This is a genomic window from Mesorhizobium sp. M7A.F.Ca.AU.001.01.1.1, from assembly GCF_004022735.1.
Classification (GTDB): domain Bacteria; phylum Pseudomonadota; class Alphaproteobacteria; order Rhizobiales; family Rhizobiaceae; genus Mesorhizobium; species Mesorhizobium ciceri.
Genome location: NZ_RZPF01000585.1, coordinates 1 through 4,278, shown reverse-complemented (window position 1 = coordinate 4,278; position 4,278 = coordinate 1). Strand labels below are relative to the sequence as shown.

Here is a 4,278-nt window from a genome sequence, read left to right as displayed (position 1 = left end):
GCTCGACACGGCGCCGATGTTGAATTCGCTTTCCTGGCGGGCTACGACCGCTATGCCGAGACGCTCTATCGCGACCTTGCCGGGCAGTTGACCAGTCCAGGCGAACTGGCGCTGCTCGCTGTCCTTGCCGAAAAGCAAGGGAACCATTTCATGGCGCTGAAAATCGGCAAGATCGCCGGGGCGCGCGGCATTGATGTCGGCGCATTGTCGCATCCGCTCGGCGTCATTCCCGATTCGGCCGACATTTCCGGCTCAGGCAAGGCGCTGGCCTATGCGATCGCCCGCCAGGAAAGCGAATTCAACATCGGCGCCGTGTCGAGCGCCGGCGCGCGCGGGCTGCTGCAGCTGATGCCGGGAACCGCAAGGCAATTGGCGAAGAAGGCCGGGCTGCAGTTTTCGCAAACACGGCTGACCACCGATGCCGGCTACAACGCGACGCTTGGTTCGGCCTTCCTCGGCGAACAGCTCGACCGCTTCAACGGCTCCTACGTGCTGACCTTCGCCGGCTACAATGCCGGCCCCAACCGGGCCAGGCAGTGGGTGGGCAGATATGGCGACCCGCGCGGCAAGGACATCGACGCGGTCGTCGACTGGATCGAGCGGATTCCCTACACGGAAACAAGAAGTTACGTTCAGCGAGTGATGGAGAATTACGAGGTCTACAAGATGCGTATTTCCGGCGAATACGACATTGTCGGGGATCTGGTGAACGGGCGGAGTTGAGCCTTTCTGTCCTTCTCCACTTGTGGGAGAAGGCAAGAGCGCCTTTTATTGACCATCCCTGCCCTCGCCTGTAGCTGTCCAGATTGATACAGCGAGGTCGCACATTCCGATGGCAAGCGAGCAGCTTTTTTCCGACTTCTTCTACAGCGCACCGGACGGGTTAAAACTCCATGCGCGCGTCTATGGCGAGGCCAATTCCGGACCCTGGCCGGTTGTCTGCCTGCCTGGCCTGACCCGCAATGCCAGGGATTTTCACGAGCTGGCGCTCTATCTGTCGACGCATGCGGCAACTCCACGAAAGGTCATCGCCTTCGACTACCGCGGGCGCGGGCAGTCAGCTTATGATCCCGACGTCAAAAATTACAATGTCGGCGTGGAGGCCGGCGACATTCTCGCCGGGCTGGCGGCGCTGAACATCGGAGAAGCGGCCTTCATCGGCACCTCGCGCGGGGGATTGATCATCCATGTGCTCGGGACGATGCGGCCATCCGTCCTGAAAGCCATTGTTTTCAACGACATCGGACCGATGATCGAGACGGCCGGACTTGCCCATATCCAGTCTTATCTCGAGCGCGACCCGGCACCGAAAACCCGCACACAGGCGGCGGCCGCCCAGCGCAGCGTGCATGGCGAAGACTTCTCCGCTCTTGCCGGCGCCGATTGGGATCGGATGGTATGGGCTCTCTACCGCGAAACGGATGGTGGGCTGGTGCCGGATTTCGATCCGAAGCTGGTGGATACCGTTGCCAGTCTCGATCTGACGCAGAAGCTGCCTGACCTATGGCCGCAATTCGAGGCGTTGGCCGCGATTCCTCTGCTCACCATACGGGGCGTTAATTCGAGATTGCTGTCCACAGACACGCTCAAGCAGATGAGAGAGCGCCATTCCATGATGGAGACGATCACCGTCGAGGGTCAGGGCCATGCGCCGTTCCTCGAGACCGGCAGCCTACCGGGCGACATAGGCGCTTTTCTCGATCAGGCCGAGCGGAAGAATATCCTGAAGTAAATCCCATGACCGAACAAGGTCACGGGATAGCTATGATAGTATAGGCAAGTTTCTTCAGCCTACTTGGCTTTTGAACTTTTCCGAGTCGCTTTCGGCGACTCCTTAGCGGCGGCGGCTGCCCCGTCCCTCTTTTTCCGCTCTGCCGTCGGCGACGAAGGCGTCGTCACGGGCGAAGAAAACATGGGGCCTTCAGCGCAATTGCCGCCCGGCTGAGTCGATCGAGGCGTTTCCAGCACGATGACACAGCCATCGAGATCGTTGGTGGCCAGATGCGCGTAGCGCATCGTCATCGACAGCGTTTGGTGGCCGAGCCACATCTGCACGCGCCTGATGTCGATGCCGCCCTGGACAAGACGCGAGGCGCAGGTATGGCGCAATATGTGCGGCACCACCTGATCGTCGGCGCCGAGGCCGACTTCGGCCTTCGCGTCGTTCCAGATGGCACGGAACTGTGCCTGGCTGAGCTTGGTGAACGGTCCTTTGGGCCGACGACCCTCGGTGGGAGGCAGCTTGATGACCTCCTTGACCCGCTCGGTCATCGGAATGGTGCGGCTGCGGCCGGATTTGGTGATCCAGAAGGAGACGCGATGCTCCTGGATATCGTTCCAGATCAGCCCAAGCGCCTCGCCGAGACGGCATCCGGTGTCGACCAGGAAAACGGAAAGCCTGTAGGCATCCTCGCTGCGGCTCTTGATGGCGGCGAACAGGCGCGCCTCTTCGTCCCTTTCGAGGAAGCGAATCCGACCCGCCCGCTCCTTCTGGCGGCGGAACTCGGGCAGGCTGTGGATATCTCCCATCTTGTGAGCCTTGCGCAGCAGTTTGCTGAGGGCAGCCATCTTTCGATTGATGGTTGCGTTGCTGTTGCCGCGCTGGCGCAGGGTGCCGATAAGGTTGTCCAGGGTACTTTGGTCAAAGGCGCTGAAACGCTCACCAAGGAGAATCTCGTCTATTTCGCCGATGAACGAGCTGACATTATACTTATGCCGCCCATCATCCCATAATATGTCCCGATATGCTGAAAAAAGATCTCCGACCCGATGCGATTTTACTTCTCTAATCTTGTTGTAGGTGTATCGAATCTTCGGACTTTGAGAAGAAAACATCGAAAAATGATCAGAGGACTCGCCCTCTTGAATCGCTTCGTTCGTCATCATTTGCCACACCCCCGAGTGGGATAGGTCAGCCCTACCCGCTTGGAAGCGTCCTTTCAAGAGATTTTAATCACGCAGTTGTGATTTCATCCGCCCATCAGCGGATCCCACGAAACCACCCCACGGATTTATTCAGCTACCGTTACCCCCATCCTTCCGTTTGCCTTGATCCAGTCACGAAACAAAAACAGCCCGGGCGTTTGCGCGCCCGGGCTGGATTTCACCTGTAAGGAACCAGCCCTTAGAACGAGCGCTGGAAGCGGAGGATACCGCCGATGTTGCTCTTCTTGTCGGCATGGGTCCAGTTGGACACGGTGTCGTTGCCGACATTAAGGTAATCGACTTCGGCCGTAACCGTGAAGCCAGGAACCACGTCGTAGGCGATGTTCGCCGCGATGCCGAGGTTCTTGCCCTCGTCATATGACACCTGAGCGTTGAACGAGGTCTTCTCGTTGAACTTGTAGGTGCCACCGCCCCACAGTGCCCAATTGCCGCTCCACTGCTTGTACATGCCGCGACCACCAGCAGGGAAATTCAAGCTTGCGTCGGTGTAGTTGTCGTCGGTGCCGTAACCGCCCATGATGAACAGCGTCAGCTCGTTCGTCGCGTTCACGTCCAAGCGAACCTTGGTGGCGACTTCTTCGTAGTTGCTGTCATACGAAACAACGCCGGTGATTGCACCCCAGCCCTGCGTCCACTTCACACCGCCGACGACATGCGGAACATAGCTGTCGATCGTGTAGGCGCCATAGCCTTCTTCGAGTGAAACCACAGCCGAGAAGCCGTTGCCAGCATCGAAGTAATACTGGATGACGTTGGTGTCGAAGCCGCCATAGGGAACCAGCGTATCCTGGATGACGTTGCCGGCGTAGCCGACGAACGTATCGAAGGCCGATTCGTCCTTACCGACGCGCAGGCCACCGAGCTGGATCCAGGCGAAGTTCAGCGAAACAGGCTCGTTGCCAGCAGCATTGATGAACGGGCTCGTATCGCGTTGGGTGTTGCTGAAATTGAAGCGGGTCTCGGTGTAGGTCTTCAAGGTGCCGAGTTCGGTTTCCTGACCGGTCCAGGTCTTCAGCGTGAAGCGGGCTCTCTTGCGCCAGGTGTCGTTGCTCTCACCGATGTCCTGATGATCTGCGCTTCTTGCACCATCGAACGAGCCGACGTCGCCGCCACCGATGTCATAACGGATATAGCCGCCGATGCGCAGGCAGGTCTCGGTGCCGGGGATGTAGAAGTAGCCAGCGCCGTAGACGTCGCAAATCTTGACGTATTCAGCGGGTTCCGGCTCGGCGACGACGACGGCGTCGGCGGCGCGCGCACCGGAAACTGCGATCAGGGCCGCAGCGGAGCCGAGGAGAAGGCTCTTAATGTTCATTTTCTGACCTCCAGTCA

General features: G+C 59.1%; 4 protein-coding genes. 2 read left to right on the top strand and 2 right to left on the bottom strand.

Annotated features, from left to right (window positions below):
• Together EN884_RS27655 and EN884_RS27650 are read left to right on the top strand one after the other, a co-directional pair.
• Positions 1-723: lytic transglycosylase domain-containing protein (locus EN884_RS27655; protein WP_164895180.1), on the top strand; the 723-nt coding region annotated here is incomplete at its 5' end.
• Positions 724-832: 109 nt separating this feature from the next.
• The gene (locus EN884_RS27650) at positions 833-1,732 is read left to right on the top strand and encodes an alpha/beta hydrolase (RefSeq protein ID WP_013532597.1); all 900 of its coding nucleotides are present in this window, start codon (positions 833-835) and stop codon (positions 1,730-1,732) included.
• Between the two features lie 59 nt (positions 1,733-1,791).
• On the opposite strand, the gene EN884_RS27645 is transcribed toward EN884_RS27650, so the two are convergent.
• Positions 1,792-2,886 carry a site-specific integrase gene (locus EN884_RS27645; RefSeq protein ID WP_013532598.1) on the bottom strand — a complete coding sequence of 365 codons (1,095 nt, stop codon included), beginning with the start codon at positions 2,884-2,886 and terminating at the stop codon, positions 1,792-1,794.
• A 238-nt stretch (positions 2,887-3,124) separates the two neighbouring features.
• Positions 3,125-4,261 (bottom strand): porin, encoded by a 1,137-nt coding sequence (locus tag EN884_RS27640; RefSeq protein ID WP_013532599.1) that lies wholly within the window; start codon positions 4,259-4,261, stop codon positions 3,125-3,127.
• Positions 4,262-4,278 lie beyond the last annotated feature (17 nt).

Excerpts from the sequence above, each read along its gene's own strand:
- EN884_RS27650 (WP_013532597.1), top strand. The coding sequence starts at position 833 with ATGGCAAGCGAGCAGCTTTTTTCCGACTTCTTCTACAGCGCACCGGAC.
- EN884_RS27645 (WP_013532598.1), bottom strand. The coding sequence starts at position 2,886 with ATGATGACGAACGAAGCGATTCAAGAGGGCGAGTCCTCTGATCATTTT.
- EN884_RS27640 (WP_013532599.1), bottom strand. The coding sequence starts at position 4,261 with ATGAACATTAAGAGCCTTCTCCTCGGCTCCGCTGCGGCCCTGATCGCA.